The following is a 17,803-nucleotide window of genomic DNA, read 5'->3' as shown; positions in this document are numbered from 1 at the left end:
CATCCTCTCCTTCGGGCGACCCAGCAGCAGATGTTCTGGGCGACCCGGCAGCAGATGCCGGCCATCGGCGGCGGCCGAGGTCCTGCTCAGCCTGAGCCGACCGCGCCAGTGCCGTGTACTACCGCAGGAGTACGCGTGATCGCCACGCCCGTCGGACGCCCCGGCCGCCGCCCGGCGTCTAGCGTGACCGTCATGGACGAGCGGCGCGAACGCAGGCCGGGCACGGGCGGCCCGCCCTGGTGGAACTGGAGCCCCTGGAACCGGAACCCCTGGAACTGGAACGCAGGGAACTGGAACCCCGGAGGCGCCGAGGCCTCCGGAGGCGCCGAGGCCGCCGGAAACCCCGGAAACCCCGGAAACCCCGGAAGTCCCGAGGCCCCCGGAAACCCCGCGCCCGCAGACCGCACGGACCCTCGCCTGCCCTGGCTCACGACGCTCGCGCTCACCGCCTTCGTGCAGATCGGCTCCAGTTTCGCGGAGCACGGCCAGCCGGGCCGAGTGGACCTCGACGTCTTCGGCAGGGTGCTGCTCCTCCTGGCCACGGCGGTCCTCCTGCTGCGCCACCGCCACCCCGTCCTCGTCGCCTACACGGCCGCCGCGGCCACGCTGGTCTACATCGGTGCCGGATTCCCGTACGGGCCGATCTTCCTGGCCATCGCCGTGAGCTGCTTCGCGGCCGTCGTCGCGGGGCACCGGCGCGCGGCCTGGGGAGCGGTCGGTGTGCTCTGGGCGGGGCATCTGCTGATCGCGCACTGGCTCTACCGCCGGCTGCCGCCCGGCGACGACGGCGCCGTCCGCTCCTGGGGCGAGGAACTCGTGGTCGCCGTCTGGGTCGTGGCGATCGTCGCCGTCTCCGAACTCGGCCGTCTGCGCCGCGAACAGTGGGTCAAGGAGCGTGCCGAGCGGGCGCAGGCGGCCCGGCGGCGCGCGGACGAGGAGCGGCTGCGGATGGCGCGTGAACTGCACGACGTCCTCGCGCACAGCATCTCCGTCATCAACGTCCAGGCGGGCGTGGGCCTCGCCCTGCTCGACTCCGACCCCGAACAGGCCCGCACCGCGCTGACCACCATCAAGGCCGCGAGCAAGGAGGCGCTGGGGGAGGTGCGCCAGGTCCTCGACACCCTGCGGGCCCCGGGCGACGCGCCCCGCGCGCCCGCGCCCGGCCTCGACCGCCTGCCCGAACTCGTCGAACAGGCGAAGAGCACGGGCCTGACCGTCGACGTCACCACCGAAGGCACCCGTGCGAAGGTGCCGCCCGGCACGGACCTCGCCGCGTTCCGCATCGTCCAGGAGGCGCTGACGAACGTCGTGCGCCACTCCGGATCACGCCACGCGCGCGTGCTCGTGCACTACGAACCGGCCGCCCTCGCCCTGCGCGTCGACGACGACGGGCCCGCCACCGGCGCGGACGCGGGCGGCAGCGGCAACGGACTTGCCGGGATGCGGGAGCGCGCCGCGGCCCTTGATGGCACGATCGAGGCGGGCCCGCGCCCGGACGGCGGCTTCCGCGTGACCGCCGTGCTGCCCCTGCCGCCGGGCGGCAGCGGTGCCAAGGCCCGCACCGCACCTCGGGAGGACCAGTGATCCGCGTACTGCTCGCCGACGACCAGTCCCTGGTCAGGGCCGGGTTCAAGGCGCTCCTCGACGCCCAGCCGGACATCGCGGTGGCAGGGGAGGCCGCGGACGGCGAGGAAGCGGTGCGGATGGTGCGGGAGCTGCGCCCCGACGTGGTCCTGATGGACATCCGGATGCCGCTGCTCGACGGGCTCGCCGCCACGCGCAGGATCACCGACGAGCCCGGCCTGGACGGCGTGAAGGTCGTCATGCTCACCACCTTCGAACTCGACGAGTACGTCTTCGAGGCGATCCGCTCGGGCGCCTCGGGCTTCCTCGTCAAGGACACCGAGCCGGACGAACTGCTGCGCGCGGTAAGGGCGGTGGTCGAGGGAGACGCGCTGCTCTCGCCGGGCGTGACCCGCCGTCTCATCGCCGAGTTCGCGGCCCGGTCCAAGGAGCCCGCGGCCGCCGACTCCCTCGGTGAACTCACCGAGCGGGAACGGGAGGTGATGGCCCTGGTCGGCATCGGCCTGTCGAACGAGGAGATCGCCCGCCGCCTGGTCGTCAGCCCTCTCACCGCGAAGACGCACGTGAGCAGGGCCATGGTGAAGCTGGGTGCCCGCGACCGGGCCCAACTGGTCGTCCTGGCCTACGAGTCGGGCCTGGTGCGGCCGGGCTGGCTGGGCTGAGCGGACGTGCCGCGGCGGCCGGACCGGCTGGGCTGATCGTACGCGCGGCGCCGACGCGCGAGGCCCGCCGCCCGGCGGTGCCGCAGCAGGACCGTCACCACGGCGGCGACGAAGACGACCGCCGCGGCGACGGCGCCCGCCCGGTGCAGCAGGCCCTTCGAGGGCGACGTCACGCCGAAGAAGTCGGCGGGCGCGGAGACGGCCACGAACACGGCGGCCGCGAGCCCCGTCGCGACGACCAGGGCATAGCCGATCTCCACGGTGTTCGCGTCGCGCTCGGCCTGCGTCCTGCGCCCCATCCGCCCAGTGTCGGGCGCGAGCCCCCGCCGGGCAAGCAACGTCCCGGCGGGGGCGGCGTGTTGGGGACCGGACCGGTCAGTCGCGGACGGCCACCTTCTTCTGCTCCGCCACCTTCTCCTGCTCCGCCACCTCCTCGGGTGCGGACCTGGCGACGACGACCGTCTCCTGTGTACGCCGCGAACGCAGCCCCGTCAGGGTGATGAGGAGTCCGGCGACCGCGATCGACGTCACCACGATCAGGCCGGGCCGGAAGCTGTCCAGGACGGCCTGCGGCGAGGAGTCCCCGTCGTGGGAGGAGGCGGTGACCACGGCCGTGACGACGGCGAGGAAGATCGCGCCGCCTACCTGGATCGAGGTGTTGAGCAGCCCGGAGACCATGCCCTGCTCGTCGTCGTGCACGCCGTTGGTGGCCTGGATGTTGAGCGAGGGGAAGACCAGGGCGCACGCGAAGCCGAGCAGGATCATGGACGGCAGCACCACGGACGCGTACGCCGGAGTCAGGCTGATCCGCAGGAACAGCACGTACGAGGCGACGAGCAGCACGAAGCCGACCACGATGACGCGCGGCGTGCCGAAGCGGTCGATGACCGAGCCGACCTTCGTCGACGACAGGGCGACGAGCGCGCCCGCGGGCAGGAAGGCGAGCGCGGTCTGAAGGGCGGACCAGCCGAGCAGCGACTGGAAGTACTGCGTGGCCAGGAACTGGAAGGAGACGTATCCGCCGAAGAACGTCATCGCGCCCAGATGGGCCCGCAGTTGGGGCCCCGAGCGCAGCACGCCGAGGCGGATCAGCGGGCTCGCGGTGCGCAGTTCGATGCGTACGAAGACGGCGAGCAGGGCGGCCGCGACGAGGAACGACAGGAGGGTGCGGGCCGAGGCCCAGCCCACCTCGGGGGCTTCCACCACGGTGAAGACGAGGAGCAGCATGGCCGCCGTGCCGGTGACGGCGCCCGGCACGTCGTAGCCGCCCTTGTTCTCCTCGCGGGCGCTGCGCGGGATCAGCCTGATGCCGGCGATCAGCGCGAGGAGCGCGATCGGCGCGGGCAGCAGCATGGTCAGGCGCCAGCTGGCCTCGGTGAGCAGTCCTGACAGGACGAGGCCCATGGAGAAGCCGGTGGCGGCGCAGGTGGTGTAGATGGTGAGCGCGCGGTTGCGGACCGGGCCCTCGGCGAACGTCGTGGTGATGATGGACAGACCCGCGGGTGCGGTGAACGCGGCGCTCAGCCCCTTGATGAAGCGGCTGGCGATGAGCAGCGGCCCGGAGCCGACGAATCCGCCGAGCAGCGAGGCGAGCGCGAAGACGGCGAGCGCGATGAGGAAGACCCGGCGGCGGCCGAGCAGGTCGGCGGCCCGTCCGCCGAGGAGCAGCAGTCCTCCGTAGCCGAGGATGTAGCCGCTGACGACCCACTGCAGGGTCGAGGTGGAGAGGTCCAGTTCGGAGCCGATGGAGGGCAGGGCGACACCGACCATCGACACGTCGAGCGCGTCGAGGAACATCGCGGCGCAGAGCACCAGCAGAGTGCCCCACAGGCGCGGGGTCCAGCGCTCCGGGGACGTGGAGGCAGCTGTGAGCGGAGAAGTCATGAGGAGTAAGGTACATGCACATGCATTGGATGCAAGTGCATTTAATGACGGTGCAACAAACAGGTGAATCTCTGCTAACGTGCGGTGTCATGGCGGCGAAAACGGCCGAGCAGGGGCTCGTGGATCAGTGGCGGGGCATCCTCGCGGTGCATGCGCGCACGTTGTGCGAGCTCGACCGCGAGCTGCATCCGCACGGCCTGGGCGCGAGCGACTTCGAGGTGCTCGACGTCCTCGCGGAGGGCTCGTCGGACGACGGCGGCTGTACGTTCCGCGTGCAGGAGATCTCCGCGCAGGTCCATCTGAGCCAGAGCGCGCTCTCCCGCCTCATCGGGCGCCTGGAGAAGGACGGCCTCGTGGAGCGCGGCATGTGCAGCGAGGACCGGCGGGGCGTGCGTGTCTCGCTGACCGACAAGGGGCGCGCCCTGCACCGCGAGGTGCGGCCCTTGCAGCGGGCGGTCCTCAAACGGATGCTCGACGGCCCCGGCGAGTGCGACGCCTGAGTGCCCGGACGCAGCCGGTGAGGCTCGGGCCGACCGCCGGCGCAGGGCCGACCGCCGGCGCAGGGCGAGCGGCCGCTGGTGCCTGACGATCGACCGCCGACGCCTGACGATCGACCGTCAGCGCATGACGATCGCCGACCTCTCCCGCCACAGCGCGGCCAGCGACGCGTCGCCCGTCACCTCGGGAAACGGCAGCCGGTTCCACAGCGCCAGATAGAGCCGGGCCGCCTGCCCCGACACCTCGCAGTCGGCCGGCGCCGTCGCGCCGCGCTCCGCGACCGGCGGCCCGTCGGAGAGGCGCACGGTCCAACTCCACTCCTGCGCCGCGTCGGTGGTGCGTACGCGCAGCACGCGCGGCACGTCGCTGCGCACCCGGCTCTTCTCGCGGGCGTGGAAGCCGAGCAGCAACTCCTCGATGCCGTCCACGGCCGACGCGGTGCCGATCGGCGACAGCGCGTCGCCCCGCGCGGACTCGGCGTCCACCCGGTGGACCGTCGTCTCGTTCGCCTGCCGCCGCGCCCAGAAGGCCAGCGGCGAGGGGGAGGGCAGGAACGCCCAGCACTCGACGTCGGGCGGCGCGGTGGTGAGCGTCTCGACGAGCGTGGCGTGCCCCTCGCGGAACCAGTCGACGAGCGCGTCCCCGTCCAGGTCGGGCAGTTCACCGCCGAGTCGGTACGAGGTGCGCCGCTCCGCGACGAACGCCGTGGCCCAGCGGTGCACCATCCCGGTGTGCCGCAACAGGTCCCGCACCTGCCACTCCGGACAGGTCGGAACCTTGGTGTCGGGTCCGGCCTCCTCGGCGGCGCGGGCGAGCAACTGGCCTTCCCTGTCCACTACTTGAATGTGCTCGGAAATCTCCATGCGGGAGATTGTGTCCGATCGCGCGCGCTGGAACCGGAACCTCCGCGTGATGTCAGACCGTTTCCGTACGCTCCGTACGCCGTGTCGCGAAGCCGATGAGCGCGGCGACGGCGGCGAGCAGCGCGACGCTCGTCAGCGCCGCGGGCAGCGAGTACCAGTCCGCCATGAAGCCGATCAGCGGCGGCCCGACGAGCATGCCGCCGTAGCCGAGCGTCGACGCGGTGGCGACCCCGTCGGGCCCGGAGAGCGCACCCGCGCGTTCCACCGCCACGGGGAAGATGTTGGCCAGGCCGAGCCCGGTGACGACGAGACCGGCGAGGGCGAGCCCGGCCGACGGGGCGAGCGCGCCGAGCAGCATCCCGGCGCACGCCGTCGCGCCGCCGCCCACCACCGTGCGGGTCCCGCCGAGCCGTTCGAGGAGCGCGGTGCCGGAGAGCCTGCCGATGGTCATGGCGAAGGCGAAGCACGAGTACCCCGCGGCGGCGACGCCCGGGTGCGTGTGCAGGTCCTCCTCCAGGTGGAGCGGAACCCAGTCGGCGATGGCGCCCTCGCCGTAGGCGGTGCACAGCGCGATGAGCCCGAAGACCAGCACGAGCCCTCGCGTGCGGCGCTCCACGCGGCCTGAACGGCCGGGCTCCGCACGGGTGTCGGCGGATTCTCGCGCGGCAACGGATTCTCGTGCGCCGGCGGGCCCTCGTACGTCGACGGATTCCGGTACGTACGAGGAGGCCGCGTGCCGCAGCAGCGCGGGCGCCGTCACCGCGGTGACCGTCAGGCCGAGGACGGTGACGCCGAGCAGATGGCGGGTGGGGGAGAGGTGGGCGGCGACCAGGCCGCCGAGCCCCGCACCGAGCATCCCGCCCAGGCTGAACGCCGCGTGGAAGCCGGGCATCACGGGCCGGTTCAGCGCGCGCACCAGATCCACGGCGGCGCTGTTCATCGCGACGCCGATGCCGCCGTACGAGGCGCCGAAGAACAGCAGCACAAGACCGAGGACGAGAACCGAGTCCGTCAGCGGGGGCAGCGCGACGCTCAGAGGGAGCAGCACCCCGAAGGCCACGGTCATCGGAATGCTGCCGTAGCGCCCGCAGAGCCGTCCGGTGAGCGTCATGGTGACCACCGCCCCGGCCGAGACCGCGAGCAGGGCGAGCCCGAGTTCGCCGGCCGAGGCGCTGGTCTGGTCCTTGATGGCGGGGATGCGGGCGACCCACCCGGCGAAGACGAAGCCGTCGAGGGCGAAGAAGACGGTGAGGGTGATGCGGAGCCCGCGGAGGCCGGGCGGGGCGGACCGCGGCGCTGCGGTCCCGATTTTGTTTCGTAGCGGCACAAAGTCAGAGTAGGGGTGCGCGCGGGCCGCGTACAAGACGGTGCTGTCGGACGCACGGGACTGGCTCGGGGAGGAACGGACGGATGACGGGTGAACGGCGATGCCGTCTACGGATCATGGGAGACTCGCCCTCATGAACGGCAAGGCTGACCCCCGTGCCGAGGGGGAAGTGACCACGCGTACCCGCCTGGAGCGAGGGCGCGGCGCGTTGGGGCCCGCGCTCGAACTGGTCCACACCGGGCGCGCGCCGACCCGTGCCGTGCTCACCGCCGAGCTGGGTGTAACGCGTGCCACGGCGGGCGCCGTCGCCGCCGAGCTGGAGGCGCTCGGGCTGATCCGGATCGACGCGAAGCCGAGCGCCGCGGCCGGTTCGCAGGGCAGGCCGTCGCACCGGCTCTCCGTCGCCGAGTCGGGCCCGGTGGCGCTCGCCGCGCAGGTGCACGCCGACGGGTTCCGGGCCGCGCTGGTCGGCATCGGCGGGCGCATCGTGGCGACCGCGCCGGGCTGTGAGACCGTCGACGCCGACCCCGCGCAGGTCCTCGGTGCCGTCGTGGACGCGGGAGCGCGGCTGCTGCGCGAGACGGGCAGGCGCTGTGTGGGCGCGGGCCTCGCCGTGCCGTCCGCGGTGGCCGAGCCGGAGGGCACCGCCCTCAACCCGCTGCACCTGGCGTGGCCCGCGGGCGCCCACGTCAGGGAGATCTTCGCCGCGTGCGTGCGCGACGCGGGCATCGAGGGTCCGGCCTTCGCGGGCAACGACGTGAACCTCGCCGCGCTCGCCGAGCACCGCCACGGCGCGGGCCGTGGCGCCAGGGACCTGCTGTGCGTGGCGACCGGGCACCGGGGTGTCGGCGGCGCGCTGGTCCTCGACGGCCGCCTGCACACCGGGAGTTCGGGTCTCGCCCTGGAGGTCGGCCACGTCGTCGTGAACCCCGAGGGGCGCCCCTGCCACTGCGGCAGCCGGGGCTGCCTGGACGTCGAGACGGACCCCCTCGCCTTCCTCGCGGCGGCCGGGCACGAGCCGGGTCCCGAGGGGCTGCTCGTGCAGGCCCGCGAACTGCTCCGCGGCGCGTACGGTGACCCGGCCGTGCGCTCCGCCGCCGAGGCGCTGATCGACCGGCTCGGCCTGGGGCTCGCGGGCCTGGTCAACATCCTCAATCCGGACCGGATCATCCTGGGCGGTCTGCACCGCGCCCTGCTGGAGGCGGATCCCGAGCGGCTGCGGGCCGTCGTCGCGGACCGCAGCCTGTGGGGGCGCAGCGGCGGCGTGCCGATCCTCGCCTGCACGCTGGACCACAACAGCCTGGTGGGGGCCGCCGAGCTGGCCTGGCAGCCGGTGCTCGACGACCCCCTGGGGGCGCTGGGTTAGACGGGCTGGACCACTTCGTCCGTGGCCTTGTCCGCCGTCTCGGCACGCTCACGCGGGGCGGTGGCCGTGGCCGATCCGGCCCGGCGGCGGGCCAGGTCGGGCACCAGCGTGAGGAGGCCGAGCACGGCGAGTCCCGCGCCGATCCACAGCGGCGCCCGCAGGCCGAAGCGGTCGATGGCGGGGCCGCCGACGGACGTGGCGATGATGATGCCGAGGGTGATGAAGGACGAGTGGACGGTGTTCACCAGCGGCCGCGCGTTGCCGGTGCGCTGGACGCGGATCGCCATGGCCGGGTTCATCGTGACGCCGACCAGGCCGATGCCCAGCATGAACACGACGGCGGGGACGGTCAGTTGGGCGAGGAGCGCGAAGCCGACGAGGAAGGCCAGGTTCAGCGCGAGGCCCGTCAGGAGTACGGGGACGGCATGGCGGTCGGCCAGCCTGCCGACGACCGTGTTGCCGATGACGGTGGCGGCGCCGTACGCGATGAGCAGGAGCGGGACGGTCCCGGTGGAGAAGCCCGTGATCTCGGTGAGGATCGGGTTGAGGTAGCTGAAGGCGGCGAACGTGGCGCCGATGATGAACGTGCTGGTGGTCAGGACCAGCCACAGGCGCGGGTTGCGGAAGGCGCCCAGTTCCTGGCGGAGGTCGCCGCTCTGGGAGGCCGTGCCGTCGGCGCTCGGCACGCCGGCGAGCGTGGCGAGGGCGGCGAGCACGGTCAGGAGGGTGATGGCCCAGAACGCGGCGCGCCAGCCCAGGTGTTCACCGATGACGGTGGCGAGCGGCAGGCCGAGCAGCGTGCCCAGCATCAGCCCGTTGAGCACCACCGCCACGGCGCGGCCCCGCACTTCGGGCCGGGTGATGCCCGAGCCGAGCGAGATGGCGACGCCGAAGAAGGCCTGTGAGGCGGCGCCGGTGAGCAGGCGGGCCACCAGCATGGTGCGGTAGTCGGGGGCGAGGGCGGCGAGCACGTTGCCCGTGAGGAAGATGCCGAACAGCACCATGAGGGCCGACTTCTGACGCATCCTCAGCAGGGTGACGGTGAGGACCGGGCCGCCGAGGGCCATCGCCGCGGCGAACGCGGTGATGAGGTAGCCGATCTCGGGAATGGTGGCGTCCAGTCCCTCGGCCATCTGCGGCATCAGTCCTGCGACCACGAATTCACTGGTCACCATGGCGAAGATGCCGAGGGCCAGTACGTATACGGCGCGAGGCATGGGGGTGGGCTCCTGTCGTGCGCGAGTATTGGATGGATCAGTACAAAAAAAGGGCATGGAGAGGCGCGAGGTGGTGCGAAGAGCGAAGAGGCGCACCTGGGGAGGGGGTGGCGTCGGGCGCGGAAGGCTACCGGGCCGTCAACGTGTCAAGGGTGGTCTCGGCGATGCCTTCCAGGGTGGCGCGGTCGGCGCCGCCCTGCGCGGAGACGCGCATGCCGCCGATGACGGCGTTGACGTACCGGGCGAGGGTGTCCGGGTCCCGCTTCGAGGTGATGTCGCCGTCGCTCTGCCCGGCCAGGATCGCGGCGCGCAGCGCGGTGAGGCGCGTCGCGAGGTCGCGCTCCAGCATTGCGGCGGCCTCGGGGTCGCGCCCGGCGAGTTCGACGGTCGTGTTGACCGTGAGGCAGCCGATGCTGTGGCCGTTGTGGCGGTGCTCGAACTCGCCGTCGATGACGCGGACGAGCAGGGCGCGGATCCGCTCCGTCGCCGTCCGCCCGGCATCCTCCAGGATCTCGATCTGGCCGGCGTTCATGGTGTCCATGTAGCGGGTGAGGGCCCGCCGGAACAGGTCGTGCTTGCTGCTGAACGTGTTGTAAATGCTGCTGCGGCCCAGGCCGGTGGCTTCGCACAGGTCCTGGGTCGAGGTGGCCTCGTAGCCGTTCGCCCAGAAGGCATGCATCGCCGCGTCCAGGGCCCGCTCCTCGTCGAAAGTCCTCGGTCGGGCCATGTCGGTACCGTACAGGTTTTGGAACGCACGGTGCAATATCTCTTCGGTGCCGGTGCCGGTGCCGGTGCCGGTGCCGGTGCCGGTGCCGGTGCTGGTGCTGGTGCTGGTGCCGCGCCGCCTCCCCCGAGGGCTAGGCCCACTCCACCCCGAACGCCCGCCCCGGGTTCACCGTCAGGATGCGCGTCACCGTCTCCGCGCCCACCGCGAGCTCCAGGCGGGGGCGGACCCTGTGGAGCAGGTGCGGCATGCCGGGGCCGCCGTTCACCGACCGTGCGGTCGACGTCGTCGTGTCGCCGCCGAGGAGGAGGCGGTCGGCGAAGCCCGCCTCGGCCAGGGCGTGGACGGCGTCCGGCATGCGCCAGTCCGTGGCGTGGTTCGCGCGCGAGGGCCCGTCGAAGGCCAGGTACGCGCCGGACCGCGCCGCCTGGAGGTGGGCGGTGAGGTCGGGGGAGCGGTTGAGGTGGCCGAGGACCACTCGGTGCGGAGGAACCGCCAACTCGCCGCAGAGCAGGTCGAGTACGTCCGGTGCGCCGGTGCCCAGCTCCAGGTGGACGGCGATCGTCGCGCCCGTCGCGTGGTGCGCCTCGGCCGCCGCCGTCATCGTCCGGCGGGCGTGGGCGTCGAGCCCGTGGAAACCGCCCGCGACCTTGATCAGCCCGGCCCGCACCCCCGACTGCCCGATGCCTTCCGTGAGTTCGCGGATGAAGAGACCCGCGAGGTCGAAGGCGCCGATGGCTCCGATGGCTCCGATGGTGCGGAGCCGGTCGAGGAACTCCCCTGTGTAGTGCGCGGCTTGGTGCAGTCCCGTCGCCGCGACCAGGTGCACCCCCGTGGCCCTCGACAGTTCCGGCAGGAACTCGGCGCGCCGCCCCATGCCGTGCGGTGTCCACTGCACCACGCTCTGTCCGCCCGCCGCACGAAACGCCGCAAGCTCGTCCGCCGCCGCCTGTGCCGAGTCCAGCTCCTGGCCCGGCAGTTGAGGACTGCGGAGGAAGAGGTGGTCGTGGGCGTCGCAGACGCCGAGCTCCGTCGGGACGACGTCCCCGAGTACCGTCCGCACGGCGCTCGGGGACATCGCGGGCTCGGGCCGTGTCACCACTGCCGCCCGCGCGGCAGCTTCTCGCGCTCCGGTGCCGACACGTGCAGCACCTGGAAGACGTCGTCGGCCTCCGTGGGCGCCTCGTGCTCCCAGAGCGAGAAGTGCACCGCCTCCCAGATACGAGGATCGATGGCCACCATGGCGCTCACCGCTCCGTCCTGACGGGCCAGCCTCGCGGCCTCCGAGGCGAGTTCGGCCGCCAGTTCCGGCAGGGGCGCCGGTGCCGGAATGCGGTGGCGGCGACGCACGGCCGTGCGCGGCACGGCTCCGGCCGCGCTCCCTTCCTCGTACGCGAGGGTCGTCCAGTGCTGCACCTCGGGCCGCCCGAAGTCGTCGGAGAGCCCCCGGAAACCGGGGCCCCAGAGGAAGGAGTTCATGCCCTCCGCGGTGTTCCACAGGTAGAACGGCGCGTACTGGTTCACGGGCGAGCCGTCCCTGCCGCGCTCGCGCATCAGGTACGCCTTGAAGCCGAGCCCGGCGAAGTCGTCCAGAAGGTGGCCCTTGGACGCGACGCGGTGGCGTATGACCTCCATGTCGTAGTCGGCGGGCAGGGTGATCTCGTACTGCATGGCGTGCATCGTGTACTCCCGTTGGCGCAGGTTCAGTCGGGGCAGGTCTCGGTGTCGACCAGGGCGCCCCATTCGGCGGTCGTCCCGTCCTCGGCCGCCTCGACCACGGCCAGGTGTGTCATGAACGTGCGCGGCCCCGCGCCGTGCCAGTGCGCCTCGCCGGGCTCGATCCAGACGGTGTCGCCCGCCCGGATCGGCTCGACCGGCCCCCCTTCCCGCTGCACGAGCCCCTCGCCCTCGGTGACGTGCAGGACCTGGCCGTGCGGGTGGCGGTGCCAGGCCGTGCGGGCGCCCGGCGTGAAGTGGACACTGAACATCCGCAGCCGGGAAGGGGGTTCGGGCGCGGCGATCTCGTCCAGCCAGACGGCTCCGGTGAAGTGCTCGGCGGGGCCGCGCACGCTGTCGGGCCGGTTCCGGGTGATGTGCAACGTACGGATCCTTATCGCGTGGTGGTGGGGGGCTGAGGGGTGGTGCGGGCGGCCGCGAGGAGTGCGAGCAGACCGCGCACCGCGGCGTCGAACGCGGCGGGGGACGCGGACGAGCGGGCCAGGACATAGCCGCCCTGCACCGTCGCGACCACCGCGGAAGCGGTCTCCCGGGGGTCGATCGAGGCGATGAACTCGCCCCGCGCGCGGCCCTCCTCGACGATCCCGGCGAGCCGCTCGCGCAGCCAGTCGAGCGTCTCGGTGACGGGCGCGCGCAGCTCGTCGCTGGCGATGACGTCCGGGTCCATGGTGAGCCGCCCGACCGGGCAGCCCCGCAGCACGTCGCGCTCGCGCAGCAGATACGCCTCGACGCGCTCGTACGCCGACCCGGAGCCGCCGAGGACCGCCTCGGCGGTGGCGCGCATCTCGTCCGCCGTGCGCCGGATCGCCGCGAGCGCCAGGTCGGGCTTGCCCGCGAAGTGGTGGTACATGCTGCCCTGCCCCGCGCCCGCGTGCTGCTGGATGGCCTTGGGGCTCGTGCCGACGTAACCCCGCTCCCACAGGAGCTCGCGGGTGGACTCGATCAGACGCTCCGGAGTGCTCATGCACGCACTGTACATACTAGTAGGTACAGAGATCCACCGGTCGCGGGAGCAGGCGTGTGCACCGCGTGTACTCCCGGGGTGGTACGCGGGGTGCCGCTGGCCGTACGACGACGTGAGGGCTCTGCCGGGGCGAGTTTGGAGGCGTCGCAGAAACATCGCTTCGAAGGAGCTGACTTCCGATGCAGACCCTGGCGCACTGGGACGGCGGGCCCGGCCCGTGGATCCTCTTCTTCCCGCTGATCTGGGCGGCCGTCGTGATCGGCGTGGTCACCCTGCTGCGCCGCACCGTCCGGCGCGGCCGCCGCGGCCCGTTCCGCGCTGCCGAAGGCCCCGCCGCCGTCGACCACAACTCGCCCATCGCCGTGCTCGGCCGCCGCTTCGCCTCCGGCGAGATCGACGAGGACGAGTACTGGCGCCGACTGACCGTCCTCAACGAGGAGTTCGGCCACGCCTCCAAGGGCGGTGCGGCATGAACACCACGACCGGACCGGCCACCCGGACCGTGCACACGGACGCGGCCCGCGTCGCCGACGCCGTGAAGGTCTACGGCAGCGGGGACACCGCCGTACGGGCCCTGGACGGGGTGAGCGTCGGCTTCCGTGCCGGACGCTTCACCGCGATCATGGGCCCGTCGGGCTCGGGCAAGTCCACGCTGATGCACTGCGCGGCGGGCCTGGACACGCTCACCTCCGGCGCCGCCTTCATCGGCGACACGGAGCTCGGCTCCCTGGACGACCGGCGTCTGACGCTGCTGCGCCGCGACCGCGTCGGCTTCGTCTTCCAGGCCTTCAACCTGGTGCCGACGCTGACCGTCGCCGAGAACATCACCCTGCCCATGGACCTCGCGGGCATCCGCGGCGACCACGAGTGGACGGACGCCCTCGTCGACGTCGTCGGGCTGCGCGACCGGCTGCACCACCGACCCTCCGAGCTCTCCGGCGGACAGCAGCAACGCGTCGCCGTGGCGCGGGCGTTCGCCGGGCGGCCCGACGTCGTCTTCGCCGACGAGCCGACCGGCAACCTCGACTCGCGCTCCGGCGAGGAGGTGCTGAACCTGCTCGGCAGGGCGGTGCGCCGGATGGGCCGCACCGTCGTCATGGTCACCCACGACCCGGTGGCCGCCGCCCACGCCGACGAGGTCGTCTTCCTCGCCGACGGCCGCCTCGTGGACCGTATGGAGGCCCCGACGGCGGACCTGGTCCTCGACCGGATGAAGGCGCTGGACACGAGGCCGCCCGCCGCGCACTCCGCCACACGGCCCGACCCGGGGCCCGGCGCGCGGCCGCGGGGGAAGGAGGCGTCGTCATGAGCGCCCCGAGTGCACTGCGCGCCTCCGCGCGCCTGAGCCTGTCCTCGCTGCGCGGCCACAAGCGCCGCTTCGCCGGTACGTTCCTCGCCGTCCTGCTCGGCGTCGCGTTCCTGGCGGGCACCCTCGTCATGGGCGACACCCTGCGCGCGAGCTTCGACACGATGTTCGGCAACGCGACGAGCGGCACCGACGCCGTCGTCCGCAGCGCCGACACCGTCACCACGCCCGACGACGGTCAGGGCACCCGCAAGCCCGTCGGCACCGACCTCGTCAAGGCGATCGAGAAGAGCGACGCGGTGGCCGCCGCCGCGCCCAGCATCCAGGGCGCGGCCCAGCTCCTCGGCGAGGACGGCGAGGCCATCGGCGGCCAGGGCCCGCCCACGCTCGCCGGCAACTGGATCGACGACGCCGACCTGAACGCGTACCAACTCGCCGAAGGCCGTGCCCCGTCGAAGTCCGGCGAGGTCGTCGTCAACCGCGGCGCCGCGAAGTCCGGCGGCCTGGAGGTCGGCGACACGACGACGCTGCGCACCCCCGACCCGGTCGAGGTGGAGATCGTCGGCCTCGCGACCTTCGGCGGCGAGGACGGCATGGCGCAGACCACCTTCACCGGCATGACCCAGGCCGACGCCGAGAAGTACCTCACCCCGAAGCCCGGCGAGGCCTCCTCCATCCAGGTGCGGGCGGGACCCGGCGTGAGCGAGCAGGAGCTCGTCGACGCGCTGACTCCCGTACTCCCCAAGGGAGTCGAGGCCATCACCGGCGAGGCGTCGGCGGCGGAGAACACGGACAACGTCTCCGGGCAGTTCCTGTCCCTGTTCACCGGTTTCCTGCTGGTCTTCTCCGGCGTGGCGCTGCTCGTCGCCACCTTCAGCATCCACAACACCTTCGCGATCGTCGTCGCCCAGCGCACCCGCGAGAACGCGCTGCTCCGCGCGCTCGGCGCCTCGCGTCGCCAGGTCACCGCGTCGACCCTCGTCGAGGCGAGCGTCGTCGCCGTGGTGGCGTCGGCCGCGGGCCTCGCGGGCGGCATCGGCATCGCGGCGGGTCTGCAGGAACTCTTCCCCGCCATCGGATTCCCCTTTCCCGAGGGCGACTTGGTGATCAGCGCGCTGTCCATGCTCCTGCCGCTCGCCGTCGGTGTCGTGGTCTGCCTGGGCTCCGCGCTGCTGCCCGCCGTGCGGGCCGGGCGCACCGCGCCGCTCGCCGCACTGCGCGAGACCGCGGTCGACCACTCCGGGGCTTCGCGCGGCCGCGCCGTCACCGGCGCCGCACTCGCGCTCCTCGCCGTGGGGCTCGCCCTGATCGGCGTCCTGGTCAGCCCGTCGGTCTGGGCGGCCGGCGCGGGGGCGGTCCTGGCCCTGGCCTCCTTCGTGGTGCTCGGCCCGGTCGCCGCCACGCGTGCGGTACGCCTGCTCGGCGGGCCCCTGGACCGGCTGCGCGGTGTCACGGGCGGACTCGCGCGGCGCAACGCCCTGCGCAGCCCCAAGCGGACCGCGGCCACCGCGAGCGCGCTGATGGTCGGCGTCGCCGTCGTCTCCCTCTTCACGGTCTTCGGCGCCTCGCTGAAGGCCACGATGGACCAGACCGTCAGCCGCTCCTTCGCGGGCGACGTCGCGGTGAGCACCCCCGGCTTCGGCGCGGGCGGCAGCGGCCTCAGCCCGAAGCTGGCCCCGGCGCTCGCCGAGCGGCCGGAGGTCGAGACCGCCGTGGGCCTCGGCAAGGGCGCCGCGGAGGTCAACGGCGAGGGCCGCGCCCTGACCGTCACCGATCCGGTGCCGTTCGCGAGGTCCTTCGACCTCGGCAGGGTGGAGGGCTCGCTCGACGAGCTCGGCGACGACGGCATCGCGATCACCCGCTCGGAGGCGGAGAAGCGGGACCTGAAGGTCGGCGCCAAGGCCGAACTGGCCTTCGCCGACGGCAAGAAGGAGACGTTCACCGTCCGTGCCGTCTTCGGCCGCTCGGAGCTCGCCGGTGACTACGTCATCGACCGCGAGGCCTGGGCGCCGCACCGCATGCAGGACGCCGACAGCCTGGTCTCGGTCACCTTCAAGGACGGCGTGAGCACGGCCGAGGGCAAGGCCGCGGTGGCCAAGACCGCGCAGGACTACGGCAATCCGGACGTGCAGACCCGTGAGGAGTACGCGCGGTCGTCGGCGAGCGGCATCGACATGATGCTCACCCTCATCTACGCCCTGCTCGCCCTCGCGGTGCTCATCGCCCTGCTCGGCATCGCCAACACACTGACCCTCGCGATCCACGAACGGACCCGCGAACTGGGCCTGTTGCGCGCGGTCGGACAGACCAGGGCGCAGCTGCGGGCCATGGTCCGCTGGGAGTCGGTGCTCGTCGCCGCCTTCGGCACGGCGGGCGGGCTCGGGCTCGGCGGCTTCCTCGGCTGGGTCCTCGTCAGGGCGTCGGACGGCGCGAGCGACAGCGACTTCGCGTTCGCCGTGCCGCCGGTGCAGCTCGTGGTGGTCGCCCTGGTGGGCCTGGCCGCGGGAGCCTTGGCGGGCCTGCGCCCGGCCCGGCGGGCGGCGCGCCTCGATGTGCTGCGGGCCATCGCCGCCGAGTGACGCCCGGCGAGGCGACGTGCGAAGCCGCGTACGAAGGACAGGGCACGGAACGTGTCACCGCCCGGTCAGCCGACAACGGCCGACCGGGCGGGAGTCTTTCCGATCGCCCCGTACACGGGGTACGAGGGCAGGGCCACCGCCGGTGACGGTGCGGGGAGCGTGAACCACACGATCTTCCCCGCGTCGCCCTGTGGGCGTACGCCCCAGCTCTCGCTCACCGCCGCGACCATCGCGAGCCCGCGGCCACAGGTGGCGAAGGGCTCCGCGTCACGCAGCTGGGGCAGCCGGGGATCGTGGTCGTGGACGGAGACCATGAGGCGGTCGAGCAGCAGCTCGATCTCCACCGTGCACACCTTGTCCGGCTCGGCATGCCGGTGGACGTTGGTGAGCAGCTCGGTCACGCCGAGGGCGGCCTGGTCTATCAACGGATCGAGATGCCAGTAGCGCAACTGCGCAGAGACGATTCTGCGGACCTGGCCGATCCGCGACGGCAGGGCTTGGAGCTCTACCGTGCAATGCCTGCTTGGCTGGCTGATCACGGCTGCGACTCCCCGAATTGAGGTCCGGAAGAAGACGACGTTCGGATCCAGCAGGGGCCGCGTGGTCTGCCGCCTGCTGTATGGCCGGCGGGCTGGTTCGCAGCGTCATCGCCGGTTAACCCAGAGTGATGTTGTGAGACCAGAGTGACCCAGGGGGTGCGTGCGTGCAACTCGCGCGCGGTGCCGCGGCGCCCGCTCAGCCTTGCGGCCGACGGTGCTCCGTGGCGCTGCGCACCGCTTCGATGAACCTGCGCACCGTCGGCGGCCCGGCCTCGCCGGGCCCCGGTTCGTGCTCGCCGAGGGTGAGGCTGTAGCGCGTGCCGTTGACTTCGGCGAGGGCCCGGTCGTCCGCGGCGAACCACGGCTTGCCCGTGCGCACCGCCTGCACCGGCGCGCTGTCGATCTCCTTGCCGTAGCTGGTGAGCAACTCCAGCCTGCCGTCCGCGATGCGGACCTGGCCCGCTCGCGTGAGGGAGCGCAAACGCCGCCCGATCCGCACGCCTGTTGCCGTGAACTCCGGCTCCGCCATGCCGCTTCGCCCCCTTGTGGCTTC

General features: G+C 72.8%; 19 protein-coding genes. 7 read left to right on the top strand and 12 right to left on the bottom strand.

Annotated elements, in window-relative coordinates; all coding sequences use genetic code 11:
• Positions 1 to 192 precede the first annotated feature (192 nt).
• Entirely contained in the window at positions 193 to 1,584 is a 1,392-nt protein-coding gene (locus tag ACZ4D5_RS15755; RefSeq protein ID WP_467773037.1) for a sensor histidine kinase, read from the top strand.
• On the top strand, positions 1,581 to 2,246 hold the full coding sequence (locus tag ACZ4D5_RS15750) for a response regulator (protein WP_467772917.1): 666 nt from the start codon (positions 1,581 to 1,583) through the stop codon (positions 2,244 to 2,246). Before ACZ4D5_RS15755 ends, ACZ4D5_RS15750 begins: the two co-directional genes overlap by 4 nt.
• On the opposite strand, the gene ACZ4D5_RS15745 is transcribed toward ACZ4D5_RS15750, so the two are convergent.
• Complete coding sequence (locus ACZ4D5_RS15745) at positions 2,207 to 2,545, bottom strand: DUF6332 family protein (RefSeq protein ID WP_467772916.1); 339 nt, start codon at positions 2,543 to 2,545, stop codon at positions 2,207 to 2,209. The genes ACZ4D5_RS15750 and ACZ4D5_RS15745 overlap by 40 nt on opposite strands.
• Before the next feature lie 76 nt (positions 2,546 to 2,621).
• Entirely contained in the window at positions 2,622 to 4,130 is a 1,509-nt protein-coding gene (locus ACZ4D5_RS15740) for an MFS transporter (protein WP_467772915.1), read from the bottom strand.
• Between the two features lie 89 nt (positions 4,131 to 4,219).
• Here ACZ4D5_RS15740 and ACZ4D5_RS15735 point away from each other — a divergent pair, with 89 nt between their 5' ends.
• The gene (locus ACZ4D5_RS15735) at positions 4,220 to 4,630 is read left to right on the top strand and encodes a MarR family winged helix-turn-helix transcriptional regulator (RefSeq protein WP_467772914.1); all 411 of its coding nucleotides are present in this window, start codon (positions 4,220 to 4,222) and stop codon (positions 4,628 to 4,630) included.
• Positions 4,631 to 4,747: 117 nt separating this feature from the next.
• Here the strand turns inward: ACZ4D5_RS15735 and ACZ4D5_RS15730 are convergent, their stop codons facing one another.
• Entirely contained in the window at positions 4,748 to 5,491 is a 744-nt protein-coding gene (locus ACZ4D5_RS15730; RefSeq protein WP_467772913.1) for a maleylpyruvate isomerase family mycothiol-dependent enzyme, read from the bottom strand.
• 52 nt (positions 5,492 to 5,543) lie between these two features.
• On the bottom strand, positions 5,544 to 6,818 hold the full coding sequence (locus tag ACZ4D5_RS15725; protein ID WP_467772912.1) for an MFS transporter: 1,275 nt from the start codon (positions 6,816 to 6,818) through the stop codon (positions 5,544 to 5,546).
• Positions 6,819 to 6,951: 133 nt separating this feature from the next.
• Between ACZ4D5_RS15725 and ACZ4D5_RS15720 the strand changes: the two genes are divergently transcribed.
• The gene (locus ACZ4D5_RS15720) at positions 6,952 to 8,184 is read left to right on the top strand and encodes an ROK family protein (RefSeq protein WP_467772911.1); all 1,233 of its coding nucleotides are present in this window, start codon (positions 6,952 to 6,954) and stop codon (positions 8,182 to 8,184) included.
• Here the strand turns inward: ACZ4D5_RS15720 and ACZ4D5_RS15715 are convergent.
• The 6 genes from ACZ4D5_RS15715 to ACZ4D5_RS15690 form a co-directional block, all read right to left on the bottom strand.
• Positions 8,181 to 9,401 (bottom strand): MFS transporter, encoded by a 1,221-nt coding sequence (locus ACZ4D5_RS15715; RefSeq protein ID WP_467772910.1) that lies wholly within the window; start codon positions 9,399 to 9,401, stop codon positions 8,181 to 8,183. The two genes, ACZ4D5_RS15720 and ACZ4D5_RS15715, sit on opposite strands and share 4 nt — an antisense overlap.
• Positions 9,402 to 9,528: 127 nt before the next feature.
• Complete coding sequence (locus ACZ4D5_RS15710; protein WP_467772909.1) at positions 9,529 to 10,128, bottom strand: TetR/AcrR family transcriptional regulator; 600 nt, start codon at positions 10,126 to 10,128, stop codon at positions 9,529 to 9,531.
• 130 nt (positions 10,129 to 10,258) lie between these two features.
• Positions 10,259 to 11,203 carry a phosphotriesterase family protein gene (locus tag ACZ4D5_RS15705; protein ID WP_467772908.1) on the bottom strand — a complete coding sequence of 315 codons (945 nt, stop codon included), beginning with the start codon at positions 11,201 to 11,203 and terminating at the stop codon, positions 10,259 to 10,261.
• Between the two features lie 17 nt (positions 11,204 to 11,220).
• Positions 11,221 to 11,805, bottom strand: a complete 585-nt coding sequence (locus tag ACZ4D5_RS15700) for a DUF4865 family protein (RefSeq protein WP_467772907.1) — start codon at positions 11,803 to 11,805, stop codon at positions 11,221 to 11,223.
• 23 nt (positions 11,806 to 11,828) lie between these two features.
• Positions 11,829 to 12,224 (bottom strand): (R)-mandelonitrile lyase, encoded by a 396-nt coding sequence (locus tag ACZ4D5_RS15695; RefSeq protein WP_467772906.1) that lies wholly within the window; start codon positions 12,222 to 12,224, stop codon positions 11,829 to 11,831.
• 11 nt (positions 12,225 to 12,235) lie between these two features.
• Positions 12,236 to 12,826: a TetR/AcrR family transcriptional regulator gene (locus ACZ4D5_RS15690; protein WP_467772905.1), complete on the bottom strand. Its 591-nt coding sequence runs from the start codon at positions 12,824 to 12,826 to the stop codon at positions 12,236 to 12,238.
• 179 nt (positions 12,827 to 13,005) lie between these two features.
• Here ACZ4D5_RS15690 and ACZ4D5_RS15685 point away from each other — a divergent pair, with 179 nt between their 5' ends.
• The 3 genes from ACZ4D5_RS15685 to ACZ4D5_RS15675 are packed head-to-tail and all read left to right on the top strand — an operon-like array spanning position 13,006 to position 16,711.
• Positions 13,006 to 13,299 carry an SHOCT domain-containing protein gene (locus tag ACZ4D5_RS15685; protein ID WP_467772904.1) on the top strand — a complete coding sequence of 98 codons (294 nt, stop codon included), beginning with the start codon at positions 13,006 to 13,008 and terminating at the stop codon, positions 13,297 to 13,299.
• A complete protein-coding gene (locus ACZ4D5_RS15680; protein ID WP_467772903.1) occupies positions 13,296 to 14,135 on the top strand; it encodes an ABC transporter ATP-binding protein in 840 nt (279 codons plus the stop codon). Before ACZ4D5_RS15685 ends, ACZ4D5_RS15680 begins: the two co-directional genes overlap by 4 nt.
• Before the next feature lie 14 nt (positions 14,136 to 14,149).
• Entirely contained in the window at positions 14,150 to 16,711 is a 2,562-nt protein-coding gene (locus ACZ4D5_RS15675) for an ABC transporter permease (protein ID WP_467773036.1), read from the top strand.
• 65 nt (positions 16,712 to 16,776) lie between these two features.
• Here the strand turns inward: ACZ4D5_RS15675 and ACZ4D5_RS15670 are convergent, their stop codons facing one another.
• The gene (locus ACZ4D5_RS15670) at positions 16,777 to 17,250 is read right to left on the bottom strand and encodes an ATP-binding protein (protein WP_467772902.1); all 474 of its coding nucleotides are present in this window, start codon (positions 17,248 to 17,250) and stop codon (positions 16,777 to 16,779) included.
• A gap of 196 nt (positions 17,251 to 17,446) precedes the next feature.
• Positions 17,447 to 17,779, bottom strand: a complete 333-nt coding sequence (locus ACZ4D5_RS15665) for a hypothetical protein (protein ID WP_467772901.1) — start codon at positions 17,777 to 17,779, stop codon at positions 17,447 to 17,449.
• Positions 17,780 to 17,803 lie beyond the last annotated feature (24 nt).

It is taken from the genome of Streptomyces sp. NPDC025651, assembly GCF_055558735.1.
Note: the sequence above shows the minus strand (reverse complement) of the source record. Positions and strands in the feature narration are given on the sequence as shown.